Here is a 25293-nt window from a genome sequence, read left to right on the forward strand (position 1 = left end):
GAGCGGACCGGGAAGCGGCCGGGGCGTCGTGGAGCCGGGCCGACGGCCGGTCAGGCCGGCTGGGGAGCGCCGAATACCTCTGGCTCGGTGGCGTAGGGCAGGCCCTCCAGCGGACGGTCGGTGCAGAAGCGAGCCATGAGGTCGGCGAAGTCGGCGATCCGTTCCACCGGGGCGAGGTGGTCCGTCTCCTCGATGGTCATGAACCGGGCCGACGGCAGGCAGGCGGCCATCGCGCGGCCCATGGCGGGTGTCGTCAGGGTGTCGTGCTCACCGGTGACGACCAGGCTGGGAACGGCCGGGGTCGGTTCGGGGCGGTACCACTCGTGGCGCATCAGCCGGGAGTTGTGCTCCGCGGACATACGCAACTGTTCGGGATTCTGCGCCGCGATCTGCTGGTAGACGAGTCGGGCGACGGCGGCCTTCTTGCGTACGTGCCCGGTGCCGGAAGGCGACATGAACCGGTCGGCGAGCTCACGGGCGATGGGCTCGGTCTCACCACGTCGGATCATGACGTCCCAACGCTCCATGGCCATCGCGTAGTCGGCCGGAATGACGGTGGTCATCCCGACGAGCATCAACCGTTCGAGGAGGTGGGGATAGTGCTGGGCGAACCGGACGCCGATGGCTCCGCCGTAGCAGGCGGCCACGAGATTGAGGCGGGGGATGCGGAGTTCCTGGACGACATGGCGTACCGCGGCGGCGAGGAAGTCGACGCCGTACTTCGCGGGCAGGAAGTCGGCGGTCCCGTAACCGGGCAGATCGACGGTGATGACGGAGCTGAGGGGGGTGAGCCACTTCTCGTGCCGTTGCCACGAGTGGCGGTCCTGGGAGGACCCTCCCAGGATGACGATGGGTTCGGTGTCGAGGCGGCCCTGGCGGGCGATGCGGCAGGTGTAGCGGAACCCGCCGAAGGTCAGGTCGTGTTCGACGATCTCCGTCTCCGTGTGCTGCTCGGCGTCGTCGGTCTTTCCGTCGCCGGCCCCTCCGCCGGTGAGCTGGGGCGGGAAGGTGAGGGCGGCGTCGGAGGTGGGGGTGCGTGAGGTGGTGATCGCGTCGGTGGGCGCAGGCACAGGGTGGCTCCAAGGACTGAGGTGGGGGTGTCGCCGTCCGGCAAATGGCCCTGAACGTCCCGCAGTGGCGGCACACCGGATCCGGACGCGAGCGAGCAGGAGCATTTCCGCTTCACTGCTCCTACCAACGACCAGAACTCGCCACGAAATCATCTGTGGACGAGTCTTGGGCAGAAAGTGGAACGGGATTCGCCCGTACGAGTTCCAGGAATTCGCGCACATCTGCGCCTTGCGGCCGGGTGCCCCACCGTTGGCCGACCGTGGGGGTTGCTGTTCGACGGGGGAGTGCGGCAGTGGGGAAAGGGAGCGGGTTGCCGGGTGACAGGGGGACGTGGGTTGACGGACGTGGATGAACGGGGGCGGAGTTACGGGTATGTGGGGCCGCCGGATATCGCGGCGGCGGTGCGGGGGCCGGGTCGCGAGGGCCGCGCGATCCTGTCCGCGGACGACCTTGAGGACTGGCTCGCCTCGCAGTCGCTGCCGGAGCCGTACCGCCCGATTGTCTGGGCGGCGGCGGTGCTGGACGAGCCGGCGGGTGCCGAGGACCTGGCGGCGGTCGCGGGCTTCGGCGGGGACGCAGACTGTACGGCGCTGATCGCGGCGCTGGAGGGGGCGGCGCTGCGGGAGACGAGTGAGGGGCGGTACGGATTCGCCGTACCGCTGGCGGCGTCGGCGGTGTACGCGGAGTTGCCGGGCCCGGTGCGGGAGCGGCTGCACGACCGGGCGGCGGCGATGCTGGCCGCGCGGGAGCCCGTGCCGTGGGCCCGTATCGCACGCCACTGGCGCGGCGGCGGCCGTACCGAGGACTGGCTGCGGGCCGCGGAGCACCTCGTCAACGAGGACGAGGCGGCGGTCACGCTGCTGGAAGAGGCGCTGGATGTGGGCGGCCTCCCGCCGGACAAGCGGGGGCGGTTGGCGCTGACACTCGCCCGTGGCGCGGTGCTCGGGCGCCGGTCGGACGGGACGGCGCGTGTCCTGCGCGGGATCGTCGAGGACCCGGCGCTGCCCGCCGCCGACCGTGGCGAGATACGGCTCGAACTGGGCCTGCTCCTGCACAACCGCAAGAGGCGCTTCGAGGAGGGGCGCCGGGAACTGCGCCGGGCGGCGGACGAGTTGGCCGAGGCCGGACGGCCGGCTCTTGCCGCGCTGGCGATGGCGGCGTTGGCGAACCCGTTCTTCCCCGGCGCCTCCCTCGCCGAGAACGTGGCCTGGCTGGAGCGCGCGGAGGCGGCGGCCGAGGTGTCCGGGGACCGCGCGGCGCGCACGGCGACGGCCGCCTGCCGGGCGACGGTGCTGATGAACACCGGCGACCCGGAAGCCTGGCGGCTGGTTGAGCGGCTGCCCCGTGACGGCATGGACCGTGCCTCCCGTCAGCAGGTGGCGCGGGGCCTGTGCAACACGGCGAACGGCGCGGTGTATCTGGGCCACTACCGCCGCGCGGACGAGCTGCTGACGGAGGGCATCGAACTGGCGGCGCGGAGCGGGGCGCCGTTCCTGGAGCGGGTGGGACGCGGTACGGCGCTGTTCCGCGACTGGCTGACCGGCCGTTGGGAGGGCCTGGCCGAACGGTGCACGGGCCTGGTGGCCGAGGACGGCAGCGCGAGTGATGCCCGGGTGGTGCTGGCCCTGCTGGCGCTGGCGAAGGGGGACTGGGCGGCGGTACGGGACTGGCTCCCCCGAGGAGACCCGCCGGACCTGCCGGACCTGCCGGACCCGCCGGACCTGCCGGACCCGCCGGACACATCGTGCGAGACCTGCGAGGCCCCGGTGGCGGCCACGGCGGCCGGTGCCCACATCCGGCTCCTGCTGGCCCGGCAGGACGTGGAGTCCGCCGCCGAAGCCGCGACATCGGCCTGGGCGTGGCTCGGCAGAAAAGGCGTCTGGGTGTGGGCCGCCGAACTGGCTCCCTGGGTGGTGGAGGCCCATACCCGGGCGGGGCAGCGGCAGTCGGCGCAGCGGGTGGTGGCGGAGTTCGCGGCCGGTCTGACCGGGCGGGACGCCCCGTCGGCGACCGCGGCCCTGCTCTGGTGCGGGGCGGTGCTGGCGGAGGCGGACGGCGAGTTGGCGGAGGCGCGGGGGCGTTTTCGCCAGGCGGGCGCGGCGTACGCCGGACTGCCGCACCCGTACGCGCGTGCGCTGATGGCGGAGGGCGCGGGCCGTTGCGCGCTCCTGCGGGGCGGAGAGGAGGCGGAGGAGGCGGTCGACGAACTCTCTTGCTGCGTAGCGGAGTTGACTGACCTCGGCGCGGTCTGGGACGCGGCGCGCGTACGGGCGACGCTGCGCGCCTACCGCCCTGCCGGGTCACGGCGGCCTCCCGGTCGGCCCGCGTACGCGGAGCGCATGTCCCCGCGGGAGGGTGAGGTCGCGGAACTGGCGGCGACCGGGCTCACGAACCGCGAGATCGCGGCCACGCTGTATCTCTCACCGCGCACGGTGGAACAGCACGTGGCACGGGCGATGCGCAAGCTCGGCATCGCGAGTCGGCAGGGCTTGGCGAACGAGGTCTCGCGGGTCCGCCCGACGTACGGCAACGGCGAAGCCGCGGGCGCGGGCGGCGGCACCTGAGGCGGTGCCGCCAGCCACGAACACCCGTGCGAGCTGTCCGCGCCCCGGCGCCCCGGGGGGCCCCGAGGGACGGACCGGCCGGTGGGGCCGAGCGGCCGGGACGGACCGGCCAGGTCCGCGAAGGCTGGCCAGAGGGTTGTTAGGGCCCCGGCGCCCCGGGCGGTGGTGGCGGGCGCGACGAGAGACGGACCGGGTAGGGGCCGGTCCGTCAGGGGCAACCGGCCAGGACGGGTCCGTCGGGAACGCGCGGCCGGGACGGTGATGGCCAGTCAGGGGACGACCGGCCATCGACCGGCCAGGACCGTTGGTCGGCCAGGGGACGACCCGCCATCGGCCGGTCAGGGTCGCCCGCCCGGCCCCCCGGCCCCCCGGCCTCCCGGCCTCCCGGCGGCCCGCCCGGCCCCCGGCCTCCCGGCGGCGCGCCCCCCCCAACGGAAAGCGGGCCGACCGTGGTGCTTGGTCGGCCCGCTCGCTCCGTTTGTGGCGGTTCAGGTCGTCAGCTGCACATCGTCGTGCGCATCACGTCCGCCTGGCTTGCCCAGCTCGCGCAGCCCGTGCCCGAGTGGCCGTACCAGTTGTGGCCGAATTCGTGGGCGGCCAGGAGCGCGAAGTCGCCTACCAGGGTGGAGAGTTCGATGCGCTGGCCCGCGCCCCAGTTGCAGCCCACGACGTTGCCGCCGCCGCAGCCCTGGACGTAGCCGCCGACACAGGAGACCGGTGTGCCGCTGGAGGCCGTCTCGGTCGCGCTGCCCCAGTAGTTGGCGCCCTGGCGTATCGCGCCTTCGCGGCCGCCGCAGGACGAGGTGATGTGGTAGCTCCACGCCGGTACCCGGACGTCCCGCTTGTCGGCGCTCACCGGCGGGAGGTTCGAGATGTCGCCGGTCTCGAAGCGGGGGGAGGGGGTGGGGTCGGCGACGGAGGCCTGGGCGGCCTGCGTCACGGCGGCGGGACGGGCGGTGTCAGTGTTCTCGACGGCGTTGGCCGACATGGGGAGCGCGAAGAGAAGGGCGGCCGCTACGGCTGATGCCCCAGCGATTCTTCGGATTGACGAGAGCATGACATATCTCCTTGTGGGGGGAGTTGCGCACCAGGCCCGTGGGGTGGGGCCCGTACATGGGGGGATCGCCAGCAAAGTACGTGCGCCCGCGCCGCCCGCCTATCCGGGTGCGCCGACATACGGATACGCAAAGAACCCCCACCCGTGGACGGGGTGGGGGCCCAAGGGGGCCTCGCTCAGCGGAGGTTGAAGCGTTCCGCCCAGGAGATGACGTCCGTCGTGGTCGCGTTGCCGCCGCACACGACCAGGCCCAGGCGCACATCGCCGTCGACCCGTTCCCGTACGAGGCGGGCGGCCGGGAGGAGACAGCCGGCGGCCGGCTCGGCCCAGACCTTCGCGTGGTTCGCGAGGTCGAGGGTGCCCTGGACGGCTTCGGCGTCCGAGACCACGAGTACGTCGCTGACCAGGGCCGACACATGATCGTAAGTGAGCTGCGAGACAGTGGGGGCGCTGAGCGTGGAGACGATCGACGACAGCCGCACCGGCCTCGGGCCCTTCGCGGCCAGAGCGTCCGACATGGCCTGCGCGCCTTCGGTCTCGACGCCCCAGATCCGTACGCCGGGCATACGCGCGTGCAGAGCCGCCGCGACGCCGGAGATCAGCGCGCCGCCGCCGATGCTGACGAGCACGTCGGTCAGGCCCTCCCCCTCCGCGCCCCCGGTCGAGCTCGGGGCATCATCGGCGAATTCGAGGCCGACGGTGCCCTGGCCCGCCACGACCACCGGGTCGTCGAAGGGGTGGACCAGGCTCAGTCCGTCGGTCTGGAGCTGCGACATGAGCGCGAAAGCGCCGTCCATCGTGTCCGTCAGCCGCACTGTCGCCCCGGCCGCCTCCGCGATCTCGACGGCGCGCGTGGGCGCGGACTTCGGCATGACGACGGTGGCCTTCACACCCAGCGCGTCGGCCATGACCGCGACGGAGATGGCGTGGTTGCCGCCGCTCACCGCCACCACCCCGGCCGCGCGGTCGGCCTCGCTCAGCGACAGCAGCTTCGCCGTCGCGCCGCGCGCCTTGAAGGAGCCCGTGCGCTGCAAAAGCTCCAGCTTCGCGGTGACGGGTACCCCGAGCAGGGCCGACAGTCCGGGGCTTGCGACGGTCGGCGTACGTACGACGTGTCCGGCGATCAGTCGCGCCGCCGCTTCGATGTCCGAGATGCCGATCACGACACGTACCTCCTGTTGACGCCTGGTTGCTGCCGCCTCAGGAGAGACCGTACAGATCGGCCGCCGCGTGATCGGGCGGGGGTGCGGTTACGCATGCGCCGGTTACGAATTCGCCGGTTACGGATGCGCCCGCCCGCACCCCCCACCCTGCACGCCCCCGTCACGCCCCGACGCCCACCCCCTCACGCTCCTACGCCCGCCCCCCTACGCGTAGACGCCCGCCCTCGCCGCCGCCGCAGCCGCCTCCGCCGCACGCGACCCCGCCGCCTCGTCCAGGGGCGCGTCGCTGGTCAGCAGGCGGTAGTACAGCGGGGCCGAGACCGCCCGGATCACCTCGTACGGGTCCGTCCCCTCCGGCAACTCGCCCCGCCGCACCGCCTGTTCCACGCACGGCGCCCACTCGGCGACCCGGATCTCGTAGAAGCGGTGCAGCGCCTCGGCCGTCCTCGCGTCCGTCGTCGCCGCCGCGATCACCGCCTTGAACAGCGCACCCTGGCGCGGGTCGGCCAGCGTGCCGCGTACGAGTTCGGCGTTGGCCCGCAGGTCGCCGAGCAGCGAACCGGTCTCGGTACGCGGCAGCGACTGCTCGGCCATGTCGCTCAGCAGGTCAGCGACGAGGCCGGCCACCGTCCCCCAGCGGCGGTACACCGTCGACTTGCCGACGTCCGCGCGCCGCGCGATGTCGGCGAGGTCGAGACGGGCGAAGCCGTGTTCGGCGAGGGCGTCCCCGGCGGTGCGGAGCACCGCCGCCCGCACCCGAGCTGTACGGCCTCCGGGACGGACGGTCCCGGGATCGTCAGGGGCATCGTCCTTCTCTTCAGCTCTCATGGGCATGCCGCTCACTCATAACGGGACTCCAGTTTCATTAGTGGTGCTTCTCTGTTACGTTGAGGCCATCTTAAAGGGACGGATGTCCCGTTAAGGCTCAAGGTCTCATGGAGGGGTCGATCATGGAGTACAGGCAGTTGGGCGCGTCCGGGCTCAAGGTCCCGGCTCTCAGCTTCGGAGCAGGCACGTTCGGCGGTCAGGGGCCGCTCTTCGGTGCCTGGGGCAACACCGACGCGCAGGAGGCGCGCCGGCTCGTGGACATCTGCCTGGACGCGGGCATCTCGATGTTCGACACGGCGGACGTGTACTCGGCGGGCGCGTCCGAGGAAGTCCTCGGCCAGGCGATCAAGGGGCGCCGCGACGAGGTGCTGCTGTCGACCAAGACGAGCCTGCCGATGGGCGACGGGCCGGGGGACGCGGGCTCCTCGCGCTCGCGGCTGATCCGGGCGACGGAGGACGCGCTGCGCCGGCTCGGCACCGACCACATCGACCTTTTCCAGATGCACGCGTTCGACGCCGGGACGCCGGTCGACGAGGTGCTGTCGGCGCTCGACCAGCTCGTACGGTCCGGGAAGATCCGTTACGTCGGCGTCTCCAACTTCTCCGGCTGGCAGCTGATGAAGTCGCTGGCCACCGCCGAACGGCACGGTTACCCGCGCTATGTCGCGCACCAGGTCTACTACTCCCTCGTCGGCCGCGACTACGAGTGGGAACTGCTGCCCCTCGGTCTCGACCAGGGGGTCGGCGCGATGGTCTGGAGCCCGCTGGGGTGGGGGCGGCTCACCGGCAAGCTGCGTCGTGGCCGACCGCTGCCCGAGGGCAGCCGTCTGCACCGGACCGCCGACTTCGGGCCGCCCGTGGACGACGACCATCTCTTCCGCGTGGTCGACGCCCTCGACAGGATCGCGGAGGAGACCGGCAAGACCGTTCCCCAGGTGGCCATCAACTGGCTGCTACGGCGCCCGACGGTCTCCTCCGTCATCATCGGCGCCCGCAACGAGGCGCAACTGCTCCAGAACATCGGCGCCGTCGGGTGGGAGCTGGCGCCCGAGCAGGTGGCCCGGCTCGACGCGGCGAGCGCGAAGGTGGCGCCGTATCCCTACTTCCCGTACGAACGCCAGGAGGGCTTCGCCCGCCTCAACCCCTCACCACTCAATGCGTCCCCTACTCAACCCCTCACCGCTCGCCCGCCGGTGACCGCCCCCGCGTGACGGCGCGGCTCCCGGGTACGAGGGCGAGGAACCGAACATCCCCCGACAGGGCCGGTCAGCCTCAGCCACCGCCCCACCCCCGCTGTGCGACGGTGACCGGGAGCAACGGACGACCACAAAAAGTGACGACGTGACGGAGACGCCCCATGCGGCAGGAGAAGCGGACGCCGAAGACGAAGGACAGGAAGGACACGTCGGGTGCGGAGCGCCACACCGTCCTGACCGACGAAGAACTGACCGCACTCGACGCGCACTGGCGCGCGGCGAACTATCTCGCCGTCGGCCAGATCTATCTGATGGACAACGCGCTCCTCACCGAGCCCCTGCGCCCCGAGCACATCAAGCCACGGCTTCTGGGCCACTGGGGCACCTCGCCGGGACTCAACCTCGTCCACACCCACCTCAACCGGCTCATCAAGAACCGGGACCGGTCCATGCTCTGCGTCTGGGGTCCCGGACACGGCGGACCGGCCGTGCTCGCCAACTCCTGGCTGGAGGGCACGTACACCGAGACGTATCCCGACGTGACCCGCGACGCGGCCGGCATGAACCGGCTCTTCCGGCAGTTCTCCTTCCCCGGCGGAGTCCCGAGCCATGTCGCCCCGGAGACGCCCGGCTCCATCCACGAGGGCGGCGAACTCGGCTACTCCCTCGCGCACGCCTACGGCGCCGCCCTCGACAACCCCGACCTGCTCGTCGCCTGCGTGATCGGCGACGGCGAGGCCGAGACCGGGCCGCTGGCCGGGTCGTGGCACGCCAACAAGTTCCTCGACCCGGTCCACGACGGCGCCGTGCTGCCGATCCTGCACCTCAACGGCTACAAGATCGCCAACCCCACCGTCCTCGCCCGCATCCCCGACGACGAACTGGACGCTCTGCTGCGCGGATACGGCCACGAGCCGCTGTACGTGGCGGGCAGCGACCCCTCCGAGGTCCACCGCGCCCTGGCGACGGCCCTCGACCGAGCGGCCGACCGCATCGCCGAGATCCAGCGGGACGCCCGGGACGGAACCTCCCGGGACGGAACCTCCCGGGGCGGAACCGCGCCCGAGCGGGCGGCCTGGCCCATGATCGTGCTGCGCACGCCCAAAGGCTGGACCGGTCCCGCCGAGGTCGACGGAGCGCCGGTCGAAGCGACGTGGCGGTCCCACCAGGTCCCGCTCCCGGCGGTACGGGAGAACCCGGACCCCCTCGCCCAGTTGGAGGCGTGGCTGCGTTCGTACCGCCCCGGCGAACTCTTCGACCGCGACGGCCGCCCCTCCGCGCAGGTCCTGTCCCGCGTCCCGGCCGGCACCCGCCGCCTCGGCGCCACCCCGCACGCCAACGGCGGCCTGCTCGTCCGCGATCTGCCGGTCCCGCCGCTGGACGACTTCGCCGTCCAGGTCGACAAGCCCGGCGTGGCTCTGCACGAACCCACCCGCGTCCTCGGCGGGCTGCTGGCCCGGATCATGGCCGACACCGCCGGCCGCAGGGACTTCCGGGTCGTCGGCCCGGACGAGACCGCCTCCAACCGTCTGGAAGCCCTCTTCGACGCCACCGGCAATGCCTGGCAGGCACGCATCCTGCCCACCGACGAACATCTGGCGCGCGACGGCCGGGTGATGGAAGTCCTCTCCGAGCACCTGTGCCAGGGCTGGCTGGAGGGCTATCTTCTGACGGGCCGTCATGGACTGTTCTCCTGCTACGAGGCCTTCGTGCACATCGTGGACTCGATGGTCAACCAGCACATCAAGTGGCTGAAGGTGTCCCGCTCCCTGCCGTGGCGCCGGCCGATCGCCTCCCTCAACTACCTGCTCACCTCGCACGTCTGGCGCCAGGACCACAACGGCTTCTCCCACCAGGACCCCGGCTTCGTCGACCACGTACTCAACAAGAGCCCCGAGGTCGTACGGGTCTACCTGCCGCCGGACACCAACACCCTGCTCTCGGTCGCCGAGCACGTCCTGCACAGCCGGGACTACGTGAACGTCGTCGTCGCCGGCAAGCAGCCCACCTTCGACTGGCTGACCATGGACGAGGCACGCGCGCACTGCGCCCGTGGCGCGGGGCTGTGGAAGTGGGCCGGTACGGAGGACGGGACCCGGGAGCCGGACGCCGTCCTGGCCTGCGCGGGGGACGTACCGACCCAGGAGGTCATCGCCGCGGCGGGCCTGTTGCGCAGGCACCTGCCGGAGCTGGCGGTCCGTGTGGTCAACGTCGTCGACATGACCCGGCTGATGCCGCGCGAGGAGCATCCGCACGGGATGGCCGACGCCGAGTACGACGACCTGTTCACCACGGACAAGCCGGTGATCTTCGCGTACCACGGCTACCCGTGGCTCATCCACCGTCTCGCCTACCGCCGTACCGGCGACCCGAACCTGCATGTGCGCGGCTACAAGGAGATGGGCACCACGACCACGCCCTTCGACATGGTCGTCCGCAACGACCTCGACCGCTACCGCCTGGTGATGGACGTCATCGACCGGGTGCCGGGGCTCGGCGTCCGCGCGGCCGACGTACGCCAGGTCATGGAGGACACCCGGACCCGCCACCACAGCTGGATCCGCGAACACGGGGTGGACCTGCCGGAGGTCTCGGACTGGAGCTGGGAGGGCTGAGGCTCAGGTGCGCTGCTCGCGCGGCCCGCCGGGCGCCGCGACGGCGGCGCCCGCGCATCGTGCCCTGCCCGCGCATCGTGCCCTGCCCGCGCATCGTGCCCTGCCCGCGCCGGCCGCGGGACCGTACCCGTACGACCACGTACCCGACGACGGCGAGCACGACCAGCACGAGAACAGCCTTCGAGAGCACTCCGACGTACGTCTCCACCAGATCCCACCGGTCGCCCAGCCAGTAACCGGCAAGCACCAGAATCGAGTTCCAGCTCAGGCTGCCCAGCGTGGTCAGGGTGATGAAGACCGGCAGCCGCATGCGCTCGACCCCGGCGGGCACGGAGATCAGACTCCGGAATATCGGCACCATGCGGCCGAAGAAGACCGCCTTGGTGCCGTGTTTGGCGAACCACTCCTCCGTACGCACCAGATCGGCGTCCTTGACCAGCGGCAGCTTCGCCCAGACCGCATGCATCCGCTCGCGGCCGAAGACCGTCCCGACCCAGTAGAGGATCACCGCGCCCACCACCGAACCGAGCGTCGTCCAGAAGAGCGCGGACGCCAGACTGATGATCCCCCGGCCCGCCGCAAGGCCGGTCAGCGGGAGGATGACCTCGCTCGGCAGCGGCGGGAAGAGATTCTCCAGCGCGATGGCGAGGCCCGCGCCCGGAGCCCCCATCGCGTCGACCAGATCGGCGGCCCAGCCCGCGACACCTCCCGCTGGTTCCCGAGGGAGGGCGAGCGGTACGACATCCATGTGCTGTCTCCAAGCCGGCGATAGGCGGTGAGTGAACAGGCGGTGAGTGAACAGGCGGTGAGTCGGCAGAAGGGGATCGGACGGAGATCAGGAGAGGATTCCGTCTCCTGCGTCGCGCTTCTCCGCAACAGTAGAAAAGCGCAGGCCGTCAGCGGTATGCGGATTACCACCCGGCTCACCGCGGGATTCCGCAACGGGCACCCTGCGGTTTTCCGCAAGGGCACTCCGGCCTCCCGGACAACCCCGCCCGCGATAGCTGACCGATCGGACAGTTATGGTGGGGGCATGGCACGCCCGGCCTCCGCCCTGCGCGGACACATCCTGGAATCGGCATTGCAGTTGTTCGCGACGCGCGGCTACGAAGGCACGTCCCTGCACGACATCGCCACGGCCGTCGGCTGCTCGAAGGCGTCCCTGCTCTACCACTTCACCAGCAAGGACGCGATCCTCACCGAGCTGCTGACCCCCGCCGGCGAGGGACTCGCCGCGCTCCACGCCCGGCTCGTCCCCCTCGACGGGCAGGAGGCGGCGGAGGCGGCCGTCACCGGTTACGTCGATCTCGCGATGCGTTTCCGGCGCGAGGTCAAGATCCTCTTCGCCGACATCCCCGGCATGACCACGCACCCGGCGCTCGGCAGCATCCCCGCCATCGTCGACGGCCTGCTGAGCGCACTCGCCGGCCGGTCCGCCGAGGCGCGGGACGTGGTCGCGGCCCACATGGTCCTCGGAGCCGTCTTCGTCTCCGGCGCCAGCGACATCGCCGTACCGGACGAGCAGTTGCGCGCCGAGCTGATCCGCGGCGCGCTGCGCACCCTACGACCCGAGCCCGACCCGGAGTTGACCCCCGACCCTGACCCGGAACCCCAGCCCGACCCCGACCCGACCCCCCAGCCCGGCCCGGACCCCGAGCCCGAGCCCGAGCCCGGCCCGGACCCCGACCCGTCCAGCGGCTGAGCACGCCCGTCACCCAACCAACCCCGGCCCCCGCCGACCACCGAGAAGAGAAACCTCCGCCATGGCTTCCCTCCTGTACCGGCTCGGCCGGTTCTCCTTCCGCCGGCGAAAGCGCGTCGTCGCCGTATGGCTGCTCCTGCTCGTCCTGCTCGGCGGAGCCGCCGCCACCCTCATGGGACCCACGAGCGACAAATTCACCATCCCCGGCACCGAGTCCCAGCGCGCACTGGACTCACTCAAGGAGCAGTTCCCGCAGGCCAGCGGCACGACCGGCACGATCGTCATAGCCGCGCCCGAGGGCGGCAAGCTCGACAGGGCCGCGGTCGCCCCCGTGGTGCGGGACGCCGCCGCCGTGCCCGGTGTGGTCGGCGCTGTGGACCCGTTCCAGGCCGGCACCGTCTCCAAGGACGGCCGATACGCCCTCGTCCAGGTCCAGTTCGACGCCCCCAAGGACGAGGTGACCGACGCGCAGCGCTCGGCGTACGAGAAGGTCGGCGCCTCCCAGGGCGAGGACGGCCCGCGGGTCGAGCACGGTGGTGAAGTCCTCAGCGCCGAGGTCGAGGTGGGCTCCACCGAGGCGATCGGCGTCCTGATCGCCGCGGGCGTCCTCGTCGTCACCTTCGGCTCCATGGTGGCCGCCGGCATGACGCTGCTGAACGCGCTCGTCGGCGTCGCGGCGGGGATGGCCGGGCTGTTCGCCGTGAGCAGCGTGGTCGAACTCACCAGCACCGCCCCGATCCTGGCGCTCATGCTGGGTCTCGCCGTCGGTATCGACTACTCGCTGTTCATCACCTCCCGGCACCGGCAGTATCTGACCGAAGGCATGGACGCCGAAGAGGCGGCCGGCCGCGCGGTCGGGACCGCCGGTTCGGCCGTGGTCTTCGCGGGCGCCACCGTCGTCATCGCCCTGGCGGGGCTGACCGTCGTCAGCATCCCCTTCCTGAGCGTGATGGGCCTGGCCGCCGCGGGTACGGTCGCCGTCGCCGTCCTGGTCGCGCTCACCCTGCTGCCGGCGCTGCTCGGGTTCGCCGGCCACCGCGTACTGCCCCGCAAGCAGCGCCCCGGTCACTCGTCGGCCGACACCGACACCGACACCGACACCGACGCCGACGCCGACGCCCACGCCGCCGTCGACCTCGCCAAGGAGCCCCGCGAGGGCTTCGGCTTCCGCTGGGGCCGTACGGTCACCCGCTTCCGCGTCCCGGTCCTCCTCGTCGGCATCCTCGGCCTCGGCGTACTCGCCCTCCCCGCCGCCGACATGCGCCTCGCGCTCCCCGACGCCGGTACGGCGGCGGCGGGTTCCGCCACCCGCGAGGCGTACGACCTGACGAGCGAGGGATTCGGCCCCGGCTTCAACGGCCGCCTGATCGCGGTCGTCTCCAGCGACGACGCCGCGACCACCGCCGCCGCGGCCAAGGAAGCCGCCGCGCGGATCCGGGACACCAAGGACGTCCTCACCGTCGCCCCGCCCCTGATGAACAAGCAGGGCACCACCGCGCTCCTCACCGTCATCCCCAAGGCCGGTCCCACCGACGAGGCCACCGAGAAGGTCGTGCACACCGTCCGCGACCGCTTGGCCGACATCGGGGACGGGAACGTCGCGGGCGCGCAGGGTGCCACTGTCGGGCTCTCCGGCACCACGGCCGTCGGCATCGACGTCTCCGAGAAGGTCGCGGACGCCATGCTGGTCTATCTGCTGCTCGTGGTCGGTCTGTCGATCCTGCTGCTGATGCTGGTCTTCCGGTCGTTCCTGGTGCCGGTCAAGGCGGCTCTCGGCTTCCTCCTCACCATCGGCGCCACCTTCGGCATCACCGTGGCGATCTTCCAACAGGGCCACTTCGCCGACCTGTTGGGCATCGACGTCCCGGGACCGCTGGTGAGCTTCCTGCCGATCCTTCTCATCGGCATCCTGTTCGGGCTGGCCATGGACTACGAGGTCTTCCTCGTCTCGCGCATGCGTGAGGACTTCGTCCACGGCGCCGGGGCCCAGGAGGCGACCGTCAGCGGTATGGGGCACAACGCCCGTGTCGTCACGGCCGCCGCCCTGATCATGACGGCGGTCTTCGGCGGGTTCATCTTCATGCCGGACCCCATCATCAAGTCGATGGGATTCGCGCTGGCCGTGGGCGTACTCGTCGACGCGTTCATCGTGCGTATGGCGCTGGTCCCGGCGGTCATGTCCCTTCTCGGGCGCGCCGCTTGGTGGCTGCCGCGCCCCGTCGACCGGGTCCTGCCCAACCTCGACATCGAGGGCGAGAGCCTTCAGCGGAAGCTCGTACCGGAGCAGGGGCGGCGCACGGCGGACGCGAGCGGGAGCGAGGACGAGCGTGAGAGCGCGCTCGCGAAGGAGGGTGAGGACGCGGTCGTCTGATCCATGCCTACCTCTACAGATCTACAGATCTGTAGAGGTAAGAAGGACGAAGACACCCACGGTCAGTCCTCCGCCGCGTCCTCCGCCCCGTCCTCGGCGGTGTGCAGCAGGTCGCGCAGCAGCCGCTCGTCGTCGTGGGACAGGGCGGTGACGAACCGCGCCAGCACCGCTTCGCGGTCCGACTCCGCGTCCAGCACCCGGCGCATCCGCAGCGCTGCGAGCCCGGCGCCGTCGGAGGCCGGGCGCCACTCGAAGGAACGGCCCGAACGCTCGCGGGTCACGGCGTTCTTTGTCTGGAGTCGGGTCAGGATCGTCATCACGGTGGTGTACGCGAGGGCTCCGCCGAGCCGTTCGCGTACCCAGCCGGCGTTCACCGGCCCCGGTGCCTCCCGGAGGGCGGCCAGCACCTGCGCCTCCAGCTCGCCCTGCCCCCGGCGCCGACGCTCGTCAGGGCCCTCACGCTCGCTCACACCGTCTCCCGTCAACTTCTACAGTGCTGTAGATTCTGACGCAGATCGCGGGTCCGTACCAGGGGGAACCGGCGGCCGGGTCCCCGCCCACCAACTCCCCCTCAACGAGGGTTTGTTCCCCCTTCAGCGAGGGTCTTTCCGCGTCGGCTCGACGGAGAGATTCGGCACGATCCGGCTCAGACCGGCGGGCATGGCCCAGTTGGCCGGACCGATCAGACGCATCAGGGCCGGGACGAGCAGCCCCCGGATGATCAGGGCGTCGACGAGTACGGCGAAGGCCAGGCCGAATCCGAACTCCTGGAGCACGTGGTTGTCGCCGATCAGGAACGAGCCGAACACCAGGATCATGATCCCGGCCGCCGCCGCGATGACACGGCCCGTCTTCGCCTGGCCGTGCGTCGCCGCCCAGTGGTTGGCCTCGACCTCGTCCACGTGGGACGAGGCTCCACGCCGGTGGTGCCACTCCTCCTGCATGCGGCTGACCAGATACACCTCGTAATCCATCGAGAGCCCGAAGAGCACCGAGAACAGCAGGACCGGGATGAAGGCGTCGACGGGTCCGGTGACCGGCACGTTGAGTACGGAGAGGCCCCAGCCCCAGATGAACAGGGCGTTCAGCGCGTCGAGTGCCGCGCCGACGGACAGCGGGTTCATCACCGCCGCCACCAGCGGGATCAGCGGACTCCGGAACACCGCCACCAGCAGCAGGAAAGCCAGGATCACGACGATGGCGATGAACAGCGGCAGTTTCTCGCTCAGCACCCGCGAGAAGTCGATGTTGGTCGGCGTCACTCCGCCCACGTGGACGGGCGGATGGCCCGGCCCCTCGGCCTTGGGCGCCAGGTCGCGGATGGTGCTCACCAGGGTCACCGTCCGCTTCGCGCCCGGACCGGTGCTCGGGTAGAGGATGGCGAGCGCGACCTTCCCGTTGGGCGAGGTCGTCGGCGGGGTCACGGTCACCACCCCCGGCGTTTTCGCGGCGGCGGCCAGGAAGGTGGTGAACGCTTTCGCGTCGTCCGGCGAATCGATCTCCGTCACCAGTTGGAACGGCACGTTGAAGCCCGGCCCGAACCCCCTGGCCAGGGCGGTGTACGCCTGATGGGTGGTGGAGTCCTCGGGGTCGTTCGCGGCGCCGGACGATCCGAGGCGCAGCGAGAACAGCGGCAGCGCGACCACGACGACCAGCGCCAGGGCGCCCGCCGCCACCGGAATCCTGCCCCGCTCCACGAACCTCGCCCAGTGCAGCCGGAATCCGGTGGCGTCGTCGGACCGGATGGGCCGAAAGGCCCTACGCGCGACGGTCAGTTGCCGCACAATCACTGCGTATGGCCATCGACTACCGCAAGTTCGTCAAATTGGGGCGCCGGAACCCGAATTATGAGGTCCCGGTCGAAGCGATCACCGAAGAGAAGGTCGCCCAGCGGGCGCCGGGGCTGGTCAGCCTCTACAAGACCGCCGCGGTCTCCCTGGCCAAGCACGACATCGGCGGGCAGCGCGCCGCCGTCTATCTGGTGCTGGACCGCTCGGGCAGCATGCGGCCGTACTACAAGGACGGCTCGGTGCAGCATCTCGCGGAGCAGACCCTCGCCCTTGCGGCGAATCTGGACGACGACGGGGTGGTCCCGGTCGTCTTCTTCTCCACGGAGATCGACGGGACGGCCGAGATAGGCCTCGACGACTACCGGAACCGCGTCAGTGCGCTGCACCGCGGGCTGGGGCACATGGGCCGGACCAACTATCACGTCGCCATGCAGGCCGTCATCGACCACTACGAGTCGTCCGGGGCCGCGGACCCGGCGTTCGTGGTGTTCCAGACCGACGGCTCGCCCTCGTCCAAGGCGGCGGCGGAGCATGTCCTGTGTACGGCGGCGAGGCTGCCGATCTTCTGGCAGTTCGTGGGCTTCGGCAACGACCAGTTCCACTTCCTGCGCAAGCTCGACGACCTGCCGGTACCGGAGCGGCGTGTGATCGACAACGCGGGCTTCTTCGCGGCGGGCCCGTCCCCGAAGACCCTCTCGGACGCGCATCTGTACGACCAGTTGCTGAACGAATTCCCGCAGTGGCTGGTCGAGGCGCGGAGGGCGGGCATCGTACGGCGCTGAGCGGTTCGGCCTGCGGCGGCGCGTACGGTGCCCTCAACTCGCTTGATTCCGGGCCGAGTCGTGCTTCGACGGTGGCTGCCCGTGCGCCGAACGGAGAAATGAGCCCGCTCGATGCCCGCCACCGTGCCCTTCTGACGGCCGCGACCCCGAGGCTCCGGACCGGTCCGCGACGGCCGGCGTTCAGTGCGGCTTTGTCGGGCGGTCGCCGGAGAGGCACACGATCCCCACGGACACGCAAGGTGTCGAGAGCTGGGAGATCGTATGAGCAAGTCCATCACTTCCGGTCCGGACCGCCGGTCGCTGCTGCAAGCGGCGATCGCGGTCCCCGCGGTCGGAGCCGCCGCCTCGGTCCTGGGCACACAGCCGGCGGGGGCCGCACCCCGCGCCCCCGGCGCCGCCTCCTCGGGACGGGGCCGCTACGACGAGGAGAGCCCGCGCTTCGCGCTGGCGGTGCTGCCCGACACGCAGTACCTCTTCGACGCCGACAGCGCCGACCCGGAGCCGCTGCGCGAGACCTTCGACTACCTCGTGTCGGAGCGCGAGGAGGCGAACATCGCCTTCATGACACACCTCGGTGACGTGACCGAGCACGGTACGGAGCAGGAGATAACCCTCGCCGCCCACACCTTCCGGACCATCCACGGCAAGGTGCCGTACAGCGTCCTGGCGGGCAACCACGACATCGACGGGAGCACCGACGACCAGCGTGGGGAATCCGCCTATCTGAAGGCCTTCGGGCCCGACCGGTTCACCGCCATGCCGACCTTCGGCGGCGCTTCGCCCGGCGGCTACAACAGCTACCACGTGATCAGGGCCGCCGGCCGGAGCTGGCTGGTCTTCGCCCTCGACTGGCGCGCCTCGGACAAGGCCCTGGCCTGGGCCCAGGGTGTCCTCGACGACCACCCCACCGTGCCCGCCGTGGTGACCACCCATGACATCGCCTGGGCCGAGGACAACGGCGAGGCACACCTGTCGGACAACGGCCGGCGCCTCTGGGACAGCCTGATCCGCGGCAACGACCAGATCTTCCTCGCGCTGGGCGGGCACTACTGGCCCTCGGGCCGTACGGTCCTCAAGAACGACGCCGGCCACGACGTGCACGTCCACATCACCAACTACCAGGACCTCTACTACGGCGGCGCGGGAATGATCCGGCTCTACGCCTTCGACACGGCGCGCGGCGCCGTCGACGTCGAGACGTTCTCGCCGTGGTTCCTGCGCCGCGACCCGGAGAAGCGGACGCCGCTGGAGGCCGAGACCGTCGAACTGACCGGCCCCGTCGACCGGTTCAGCCTGGACATCGACTTCGCCGAGCGGTTCAAGGGCTTCGACGGGCTCGTCCCGCCGAAGCCGCGCCCGGCCGGCCGCGTGATGCCCCGTGGCACCGTGGCGTACTGGCGGTTCGACTCCGACGGCCTCGCCGGTCCCGGCGGACCGGGGTCCGTGGTGGACAAGGGCGTGGTCGCCCGCGACCTCTCCGGCCACGGCAACGACCTGCGCGTCCAACTCCTGCACGAGAGCGCGGCGGACGTGCTCACCCGCTCCGCCGACCACCACACCCACCAGCCGGCGCACGCGAGTCTGCGCTTCGACGGCGGCAAGGGACCGGACCGGGGCGCGGTGCTCACCACGAGCGCCACGGCACCGCTCAACAGTGCCCGGTTCACCTCCGGTTTCACCATCGAGACGTTCATCAAGCTGCCGGACCCCTACGAGGGCGACCACGCCTGGATGGGCATCCTCAGCTGGGAGGGTCGCAACGGTGACGCCGGCAAGACCACGGGCTGGTCGACGGACGAGCCCACGTGCAGCCTGAACGTCACACCCGAGCGGTTCCTCCAGTTCGTGCTCTACCCGCACGTCCAGGACGCCGACCCCACGTCGTGGAGCCATGCCCTGCCCGTGGGCCGCTGGACGCATATCGCGGTCGTCAACGACGGCCGCCGTACGGTGATGTACGTGGACGGGTCGAAGATCGCCCGTAACCCGTCGCAGCGGGCCACCGGCATCGCCACGCTGGGCAAGCCGTTCGCGATCGGCGGCACCCAGTTCGACGAGAAGTTCGGCCAGGGCTTCTACGGGTGGATCGGCGACACCCGCATCGTGGACCGTGCCTTGAGACCGAGCGACTTCCTGCTGCCCGTCGAGTAGCGGGCGAGCGGCGCCGCGGTCGGCCTACGTCCCCTCGGGGCGGTCGGCCGCGGCGCCGGCGTAGCGGCGGGCCAACCGCGCGAAAGCTTCCCGGAGTTCGGGCGGCCCGACGACCTCGATGTCGGCGTCGAACGTGCCGACGGTGGCGGCCAGACCGGCCCACGACCATGAGCCCAGGACGAGCCGGCAGCGGTCCGGGCCCCACTCCTCGACCAGTCCGTCGCGGAGGTAACGGGACACCTCCGCGGCGGGCAGGCCGAGGATCACCTCGCCCCGGCAGGGCCAGTGACCGGAGCCGTCGGAGCCGTAAGAGCCCTGGAATCTGTTGACGACGAAGGCGGTCACGTCGCCTCCGGGCAGTTCACGCGGGGTGAAGCGGGGGCCCGTCGGCGTACGCGGGGTGATCCGGTCCGCGCGGAACGTACGCCAGTCCTCCCGGTCGAGATCCCACGCGACGAGGTACCAGCGCCCGCCCCAGGTGACGAGGTGGTGGGGCTGGGTCCGGCGCGGCGGGGGACCGGTGGTGTCGCCGTCGGCTCGCGCGTAGTCGAAGCGCAGCTCCTCGCGGGCGTGGACGGCGCCGCTGAGCGCCATCAGCACGCCGCTGTCGGCCTGCGGGCCGGCGCGCCTCGCGGGCGGCTCGACGGCCGTGACCTGGAGGGTGTCGATACGGCGGCGCAGGCGGCCGGGCATGACCTGCCGGACGGTGTGCAGCGCGCGTGCCGCGGCCTCCCCGATGCCGGCGCCGGTGGTGGTGGCGATCTGGAGTGCCACGGCGAGGGCGACGGCCTGCTCGTCGTCGAAGAGCAGCGGGGGCAGTTCCGTACCGGCGTCGAGCCGGTATCCGCCCTCCGGCCCCTTGACGGCCACCACGGGGTAGCCGAGTTCGCGCAGCCGGTCGACATCGCGGCGTACGGTGCGCGGGCTGATGTCCAGCCGCTCGGCCAGCAGCGCACCCGGCCAGTCCCGGCGCGCCTGGAGCAGCGAGAGCATCGACAGCAGACGTGCTGAGGTCTTCGGCATACCGTCGATTCTCGCCCGAGAAGCGGTCACACCCTGTCCTCTTCTCTTGGGAAGGTTGTCCTGTGCCCGAGAACGAGCACGACAACGTGATGAACCCAGCGGAAGGGCCCGCCCACGATGAACACCACCACCTCCCCGACCGCCGACGCCGAGCGTGCCGACCTGCTCGCCGCCCTCGCGACCGTGCGATCCACCCTGACCAACACCGTGCGCGGGCTCACCGACGAGCAGCTCGGCGAGCGTCCGACGGCCGGCGAGCTGTCGCTGGGCGGGCTGATCAAGCATGTCGCGTCCACCGAGGAGGCCTGGCTGCGCTTCGCGGTGGACGGCCCGTCGGCGATGAGCTTCGACCTGCCGGACGGTGTCACCTGGGCCGACTTCGCCGCCGGTACCGCCACCGAGTACCCGCGGTGGGCGATCGACCGTGAGAACGACTTCCGGATGCTGCCCGGCGACACGTCGGCCGGGATCCTCGCGCGCTACGAGAAGGTCGCCGCCCGGACGGAGGAGATCGTCGCCGCCCTCCCCGACCTGTCGGCGGCGCACCCGCTGCCCGAGGCGCCCTGGAACGAGCCGGGAGCGGTGCGCAGCGTACGCGCGGTGCTGATGCACCTCATCGCCGAGACCGCCCAGCACGCCGGGCACGCGGACATCGTGCGCGAGACGATCGACGGGCAGAAGTCGACCTGATGGCGGTCGTTCTCGACACGCGGGCGCTCAACCGCGCGACACTCGCCCGGCAGTTGCTGCTCGACCGCTCCGGACTGCCGGTCCTCGACGCCGTCGCGCACCTCGGCGGACTCCAGGCACAGGAACCGCAGGAGCCGTACGTCGGCCTCTGGTCACGGCTGCGCGCGTTCCAACCCGGGGCGCTCTCCGGCCTGTTGACGGGGCGGAGCGTGGTGCGGACGCATCTCATGCGCCGTACGGTCCATATCGTCACCGCCGAGGACGCCCTGGCCTGGCGGGCCCGCCACGAGGCCATGCTGCGCCGGCGGGTGCTCGGGGTGTACCGCGCGGAGCTCGACGGGACGGACCTCGAAGAGCTCGCGGCGGCGGGCCGGGCGGTACTGGCGGACGGCGAGCCGCGCTCGATGGCCGAGCTGGCGCGGGCGGTGGCCGAGCGCTGGCCGGCGGTCGGGCCCCGGGCGCTGGGGGAGATGCTGATCACCGCGCTCGTCCCGACGGTTCAGCTGCCGCCGCGCGGGCTGTGGCGGACGAAGGCGGGAGTACGCGGCGTCCCGCTCGCCTCCTGGCTGGGCCGGGAGATCGCCCCTCTGTCGCCGGACGGTTCCGATCCGGTGGGCCAGGCGCTGCTGCGGCGCTATCTGGCCGCGTACGGCCCCGCCGCCTCGGCCGACCTGCGCGCCTGGTGCGGGCTCGCCGGACTGCCGGCCGCGGTGGCCGCGATACGCGGGGAACTGGTCGCCTTCCGCGACGAACGGGGCCGGGAACTGCTGGACCTCCCCGGCGCCCCGCGCCCCGACCCGGACACCCCGGCCCCGGTCCGGTTCCTGCCGGCCTTCGACAACGCGATCCTCGGCTACCACGACCGCGGCCGGATCATCGACGACGCACACCGCGGTCTGTCGGTCGCCGGAGAGCGCGTGGTCCTGCTCGACGGCCGGGTCGCCGCGACCTGGACCGTGGAGGACGGCACGGTGGCGGTCACCCCGCTGCGCCGTTTCTCCCGGGCGGACCGCGCGAGCGTCGCCGAACAGGGCCGGGAACTGGCGCTGTTCCTCTCCGACGGGGAGAGTGACGGGGTACGGGTGACCGGGTCGCCGGGCTGAGGACACACCCCCGGGGTACAGCAGGCTGTACCCCGGAGTGGCCCGCTGGCCGGATCGTGACCGGCGGGCCTTTTTTCTAAGTTGGTGATCACACCGCACGGAGCGGTGACACACCAACTCCCAAGGAGCCAGCGGACCATGGCGACCAAGACGTTCACCCGGACCACCTCCCGCGCCCTGACCACGACGCTCGTCACCGCGCTCGCCGCGCTGGGCGTGGTGGTACCGGCGGCGACCGCGGCGCAGCAGGCGAAGCCGGTGCCGTCGGCGGAGGCGTCGAAGTCCGCGGGTTCGGCGAGTTCCGCGACTTCGTCGACTTCGGCGAAGGAGACGCTTCAGCAGCTGGTGGACGCGGTCCAGAAGACCGGGACCGTGGGTGTGCTCGCCCGGTCGACCGGCCCGCGTGGAGTCCAGTACGCGACGGCCGGTGTGGCGGACGCCGAGACCGGCCGCAAGGCGCGGCCGGGTGACAAGTTCCGTATAGGCAGCGCGACGAAGACCTACGTCTCCACCGTCCTGCTGCAACTGGTCGGCGAGGGACGCCTGTCGCTGGACGACACGGTCGAGGAATGGCTGCCGGGTGTGGTGTCCGGCAACGGCAACGACGGCAGCGGGATCACGGTGCGGCAGCTGCTGAACCACACCAGCGGCCTGTTCAACTACACCGCCGACTTCCCCGCGCTGACCGGCATCGCCGCCTACGAGGCCGGCCGTTACACCACCTGGACCGACGAGGAGCTCGTGGGCATCGCGATGCGCCACGCGCCCACCTTCGAGCCCGGCGCCAACTGGTCGTACTCCAACACGAACTACACCCTCGCCGGAATGATCATCAAGAAGGTCACCGGCCACACCTGGCAGCAGGAGGTCACCAAGCGCATCGTGCGCCCCCTGGCCCTGCACAACACCAGCACCCCCACCACGTCCTCCCGTATCCCCGGCTCCCACATGAAGAGCTACTCCGCCTTCCTTGAGTCCGCGCCCGCGATAGACACCACCGCGTTCAACCCGAGCGCGGCCGGTGCGGCGGGCGCCATGATCAGCACCACCGGCGACATGACCGCCTTCTACCAGGCGCTCATGCGCGGCCGGCTGCTGAAGCCCGCCCAGATGAAGGAGATGAAGACGACGGTGGCGGCCCCGGAGGTCGACGCGGCCTGGCCGGGCGCCCGCTACGGTCTCGGCCTGATGGAGATCCCGCTGACCTGCGGCGGCAGCTACTACAGCCACGCCGGCGACCTCCCCGGCTACGCCACCCGCACCGGCGCCACCCCGGACGGCCGCCGCGTCGTGGTCCTGGAGGCCACGGGCGACGGCTCCATGCCGGGCTCCATCTACGCGGCGAGCGACCTCATCGACAAGCAGCTGTGCGCCGGCCGCACCAAGTGACGGTACGGAGGGGGTCCGTCCGGACAGGGTCCGGACGGGCCCTTTCCGGCGTCCGTCGACGGCGTCCCCGACTCCCGCCGCGGCAGGGGCTGTCGGGCGGTCGTGGGGCTCGGTACGGCCGTTGGATTGACGGATTGGTGCCGGTCGCCGCTGGGCAGTGAGCAGGGGAACTTCGTGTCATGTCCACGACTGTCTCCTGCAAGGAGGTCGACCATGCATGTCCGTAAGTTGACCGGCGGGCTCGTTGCCGCCCTGGCTGTGACGTTTTCCCTGATGGGTGGCCAGGCCACGGCCGCTCCCACCGGCACCGCCTCCGCCACCGAGGACGTGGCCGCCGCCGCGCGCGTCGTCACCTACGACGCGGGCGGTTCGGCGGAGTTCAGGTCCGCGGTCGACCGGGGGGCGGCGATCTGGAACGAGAGCGTCGACGCCGTCGAACTGCGCCCCGTCGCGGCCGGCCAGCGCGCCAACATCCGGGTCCTGGCGGACGACGGGTGGCCCCGCGCCCTCACCACATCGCTGGGCAACGGAACCGTCTGGATCGGACGCCAGGCGGTGAACGAGGGCCACGACACGATCCGTATCTCGTCCCACGAACTGGGCCACATCCTGGGCCTCCCGGACCGTAAGCCCGGCCCGTGCACCAGCCTGATGTCCGGCTCCAGCGCGGGCACCTCGTGCAAGAACGCGTACCCGAACGCGGCCGAAAAGGCGGAGGTCGAGGGCTACTTCGGCGGCGCGTTCGCCCCCACGGCCGGATCGGTGCCGCTCAACACGCTGATCGTGGACTGATCTTTGGACTGATCTCGGACTGATCGGCGGGGCGTGACAGCCACCGCCTCTGCGCCCCGGAGCGCGCATCGCGCCCCGGGGCGTGCGGCATCCGCGCGCCCAACTCCCGGACGGCGAGCCCCCGTCGGCGCTAACGTGCGGCGATGATCAGTGACGAGCAGAGGGCGGCGCGCGCGGTCCCGCCCCGCGTGGTGGCGGCGGAGCGTATCGCCTCCGACATGGGATTCACGAAGAGCTGCCTCCCTGAAGTGGGCCGGCTGCTCAGGCTGGCCGCCGCCTCGAAACCCGACGGGGTCGTCGCGGAGAGCGGCACCGGCTCGGGAGTGGGCACCGCCTGGCTGCACAGCGGCCTCGGCGCCGGTGCGCGCCTGGTCACCGTGGAGCGTGACGAGGAGCCGGCCCGCCGAGCCTCCGGCATCTTCGCGGACGACGAGCGCGTCACCGTACTCACCGGGGACTGGCGGCTGCTTGAGCGGCATGCGCCGTTCGACGTGTTCTTCTGCGACGGCGGGGGCAAGCGGGACGACCCCGGGAGGGTCGTGGAGTTGCTCGCTCCCGGTGGCCTTCTGATCCTGGACGACTTCACCCCCTCGTCCGAGTGGCCGCCTCGCTTCGAGGGCGAGGTGGATACGCTCCGGGTCTTCTATCTGACCCATCCGGCGCTGGAAGCCACCGAAGTCCTGACGACACCGACGAGTTCTGCGGTCGTCGCGGCCCGCCGCACCCCGTGAGCGTCCAGGTGGTGACGGGGTGATGCCGCGCCCCGGTCGGGACCACCGGCGGACTACGCAGCCGTCGCGGTCACGTAGTTCTCACCGATGCGACGGGGCAGGCGCCCGCGGGATCGTCGGTACCGGACATCAGGTACCGACCGAAGGATTCCCTCCCATGGACGCCCCCGCTCCCTCCCCCGACACCGCCGATCCGAAGACGGCGTTCGACACCTGGGTCGACGTGTGGAACGGCGACCACACCGGGTGAACACCGTCATCGACCCCGACTTCCG

Annotated in this window: 19 protein-coding genes and 1 pseudogene; 12 read left to right on the forward strand and 8 right to left on the reverse strand. The window is 71.5% G+C overall.

The genetic code is table 11. The annotated features are described in order from the left end of the window. Positions 1-50: 50 nt before the first annotated feature. A complete protein-coding gene (locus ACIBBB_RS28810) occupies positions 51-1070 on the reverse strand; it encodes an alpha/beta fold hydrolase (RefSeq protein WP_398987021.1) in 1020 nt (339 codons plus the stop codon). Between the two features lie 345 nt (positions 1071-1415). On the opposite strand from ACIBBB_RS28810, the gene ACIBBB_RS28815 reads away from it, so the two are divergent. Continuing rightward, complete coding sequence (locus tag ACIBBB_RS28815) at positions 1416-3635, forward strand: LuxR C-terminal-related transcriptional regulator (RefSeq protein ID WP_398987197.1); 2220 nt, start codon at positions 1416-1418, stop codon at positions 3633-3635. A 496-nt stretch (positions 3636-4131) separates the two neighbouring features. Here the strand turns inward: ACIBBB_RS28815 and ACIBBB_RS28820 are convergent, their stop codons facing one another. The 3 genes from ACIBBB_RS28820 to ACIBBB_RS28830 form a co-directional block, all read right to left on the reverse strand. Further along, positions 4132-4692, reverse strand: coding sequence for a hypothetical protein (locus ACIBBB_RS28820; RefSeq protein ID WP_398987023.1), 561 nt, complete (start codon positions 4690-4692; stop codon positions 4132-4134). A 176-nt stretch (positions 4693-4868) separates the two neighbouring features. Beyond that, entirely contained in the window at positions 4869-5855 is a 987-nt protein-coding gene (locus tag ACIBBB_RS28825) for a threonine/serine dehydratase (protein ID WP_398987025.1), read from the reverse strand. 204 nt (positions 5856-6059) lie between these two features. Beyond that, a complete protein-coding gene (locus ACIBBB_RS28830) occupies positions 6060-6683 on the reverse strand; it encodes a TetR/AcrR family transcriptional regulator (RefSeq protein ID WP_398987027.1) in 624 nt (207 codons plus the stop codon). 122 nt (positions 6684-6805) lie between these two features. Between ACIBBB_RS28830 and ACIBBB_RS28835 the strand changes: the two genes are divergently transcribed. Beyond that, positions 6806-7894, forward strand: a complete 1089-nt coding sequence (locus tag ACIBBB_RS28835) for an aldo/keto reductase (RefSeq protein ID WP_398987029.1) — start codon at positions 6806-6808, stop codon at positions 7892-7894. A 146-nt stretch (positions 7895-8040) separates the two neighbouring features. Then, positions 8041-10494: a phosphoketolase gene (locus tag ACIBBB_RS28840; RefSeq protein ID WP_398987031.1), complete on the forward strand. Its 2454-nt coding sequence runs from the start codon at positions 8041-8043 to the stop codon at positions 10492-10494. 109 nt (positions 10495-10603) lie between these two features. Here the strand turns inward: ACIBBB_RS28840 and ACIBBB_RS28845 are convergent. After that, positions 10604-11242, reverse strand: a pseudogene (locus ACIBBB_RS28845) (DedA family protein); the annotation flags it as partial. Positions 11243-11527: 285 nt separating this feature from the next. On the opposite strand from ACIBBB_RS28845, the gene ACIBBB_RS28850 reads away from it, so the two are divergent. Continuing rightward, positions 11528-12196, forward strand: a complete 669-nt coding sequence (locus tag ACIBBB_RS28850; protein WP_398987033.1) for a TetR/AcrR family transcriptional regulator — start codon at positions 11528-11530, stop codon at positions 12194-12196. 61 nt (positions 12197-12257) lie between these two features. Then, a complete protein-coding gene (locus tag ACIBBB_RS28855) occupies positions 12258-14567 on the forward strand; it encodes an MMPL family transporter (protein ID WP_398987035.1) in 2310 nt (769 codons plus the stop codon). 62 nt (positions 14568-14629) lie between these two features. Here the strand turns inward: ACIBBB_RS28855 and ACIBBB_RS28860 are convergent, their stop codons facing one another. Further along, on the reverse strand, positions 14630-15037 hold the full coding sequence (locus tag ACIBBB_RS28860) for a BlaI/MecI/CopY family transcriptional regulator (RefSeq protein WP_398987037.1): 408 nt from the start codon (positions 15035-15037) through the stop codon (positions 14630-14632). A gap of 123 nt (positions 15038-15160) precedes the next feature. Beyond that, on the reverse strand, positions 15161-16351 hold the full coding sequence (locus tag ACIBBB_RS28865; RefSeq protein ID WP_398987039.1) for an MMPL family transporter: 1191 nt from the start codon (positions 16349-16351) through the stop codon (positions 15161-15163). An 11-nt stretch (positions 16352-16362) separates the two neighbouring features. On the opposite strand from ACIBBB_RS28865, the gene ACIBBB_RS28870 reads away from it, so the two are divergent. Both ACIBBB_RS28870 and ACIBBB_RS28875 read left to right on the forward strand, forming a co-directional pair. Then, positions 16363-17139, forward strand: a complete 777-nt coding sequence (locus ACIBBB_RS28870) for a vWA domain-containing protein (RefSeq protein WP_398987041.1) — start codon at positions 16363-16365, stop codon at positions 17137-17139. 261 nt (positions 17140-17400) lie between these two features. After that, positions 17401-19290 (forward strand): LamG-like jellyroll fold domain-containing protein, encoded by a 1890-nt coding sequence (locus tag ACIBBB_RS28875; protein ID WP_398987043.1) that lies wholly within the window; start codon positions 17401-17403, stop codon positions 19288-19290. A gap of 24 nt (positions 19291-19314) precedes the next feature. Here the strand turns inward: ACIBBB_RS28875 and ACIBBB_RS28880 are convergent, their stop codons facing one another. Then, positions 19315-20313, reverse strand: coding sequence for a helix-turn-helix transcriptional regulator (locus tag ACIBBB_RS28880; protein WP_398987045.1), 999 nt, complete (start codon positions 20311-20313; stop codon positions 19315-19317). A gap of 117 nt (positions 20314-20430) precedes the next feature. Here ACIBBB_RS28880 and ACIBBB_RS28885 point away from each other — a divergent pair, with 117 nt between their 5' ends. The 5 genes from ACIBBB_RS28885 (at position 20431) to ACIBBB_RS28905 (ending at position 25018) form a co-directional block, all read left to right on the forward strand. Continuing rightward, positions 20431-21003 carry a DinB family protein gene (locus tag ACIBBB_RS28885; protein WP_398987047.1) on the forward strand — a complete coding sequence of 191 codons (573 nt, stop codon included), beginning with the start codon at positions 20431-20433 and terminating at the stop codon, positions 21001-21003. Then, positions 21003-22106 carry a winged helix DNA-binding domain-containing protein gene (locus tag ACIBBB_RS28890; RefSeq protein WP_398987049.1) on the forward strand — a complete coding sequence of 368 codons (1104 nt, stop codon included), beginning with the start codon at positions 21003-21005 and terminating at the stop codon, positions 22104-22106. The genes ACIBBB_RS28885 and ACIBBB_RS28890 overlap by 1 nt, the downstream gene beginning before the upstream one ends. A 138-nt stretch (positions 22107-22244) precedes the next feature. Then, complete coding sequence (locus ACIBBB_RS28895) at positions 22245-23495, forward strand: serine hydrolase domain-containing protein (RefSeq protein ID WP_398987051.1); 1251 nt, start codon at positions 22245-22247, stop codon at positions 23493-23495. A gap of 213 nt (positions 23496-23708) precedes the next feature. After that, a complete protein-coding gene (locus ACIBBB_RS28900) occupies positions 23709-24287 on the forward strand; it encodes a snapalysin family zinc-dependent metalloprotease (protein ID WP_398987053.1) in 579 nt (192 codons plus the stop codon). A gap of 143 nt (positions 24288-24430) precedes the next feature. Further along, entirely contained in the window at positions 24431-25018 is a 588-nt protein-coding gene (locus ACIBBB_RS28905; RefSeq protein ID WP_398987055.1) for an O-methyltransferase, read from the forward strand. Positions 25019-25293 lie beyond the last annotated feature (275 nt).

Origin of the sequence: Streptomyces sp. NPDC051217 (assembly GCF_044455465.1) — a bacterium.
GTDB lineage: Bacteria > Actinomycetota > Actinomycetes > Streptomycetales > Streptomycetaceae > Streptomyces.

Coding starts and splice junctions, on each gene's coding strand:
- ACIBBB_RS28820 (WP_398987023.1), bottom strand. CDS start 4,692: ATGCTCTCGTCAATCCGAAGAATCGCTGGGGCATCAGCCGTAGCGGCC.
- ACIBBB_RS28830 (WP_398987027.1), bottom strand. CDS start 6,683: ATGAGAGCTGAAGAGAAGGACGATGCCCCTGACGATCCCGGGACCGTC.
- ACIBBB_RS28835 (WP_398987029.1), top strand. CDS start 6,806: ATGGAGTACAGGCAGTTGGGCGCGTCCGGGCTCAAGGTCCCGGCTCTC.
- ACIBBB_RS28840 (WP_398987031.1), top strand. CDS start 8,041: ATGCGGCAGGAGAAGCGGACGCCGAAGACGAAGGACAGGAAGGACACG.
- ACIBBB_RS28850 (WP_398987033.1), top strand. CDS start 11,528: ATGGCACGCCCGGCCTCCGCCCTGCGCGGACACATCCTGGAATCGGCA.
- ACIBBB_RS28855 (WP_398987035.1), top strand. CDS start 12,258: ATGGCTTCCCTCCTGTACCGGCTCGGCCGGTTCTCCTTCCGCCGGCGA.
- ACIBBB_RS28870 (WP_398987041.1), top strand. CDS start 16,363: ATGGCCATCGACTACCGCAAGTTCGTCAAATTGGGGCGCCGGAACCCG.
- ACIBBB_RS28875 (WP_398987043.1), top strand. CDS start 17,401: ATGAGCAAGTCCATCACTTCCGGTCCGGACCGCCGGTCGCTGCTGCAA.
- ACIBBB_RS28880 (WP_398987045.1), bottom strand. CDS start 20,313: ATGCCGAAGACCTCAGCACGTCTGCTGTCGATGCTCTCGCTGCTCCAG.
- ACIBBB_RS28885 (WP_398987047.1), top strand. CDS start 20,431: ATGAACACCACCACCTCCCCGACCGCCGACGCCGAGCGTGCCGACCTG.
- ACIBBB_RS28890 (WP_398987049.1), top strand. CDS start 21,003: ATGGCGGTCGTTCTCGACACGCGGGCGCTCAACCGCGCGACACTCGCC.
- ACIBBB_RS28895 (WP_398987051.1), top strand. CDS start 22,245: ATGGCGACCAAGACGTTCACCCGGACCACCTCCCGCGCCCTGACCACG.
- ACIBBB_RS28900 (WP_398987053.1), top strand. CDS start 23,709: ATGCATGTCCGTAAGTTGACCGGCGGGCTCGTTGCCGCCCTGGCTGTG.
- ACIBBB_RS28905 (WP_398987055.1), top strand. CDS start 24,431: ATGATCAGTGACGAGCAGAGGGCGGCGCGCGCGGTCCCGCCCCGCGTG.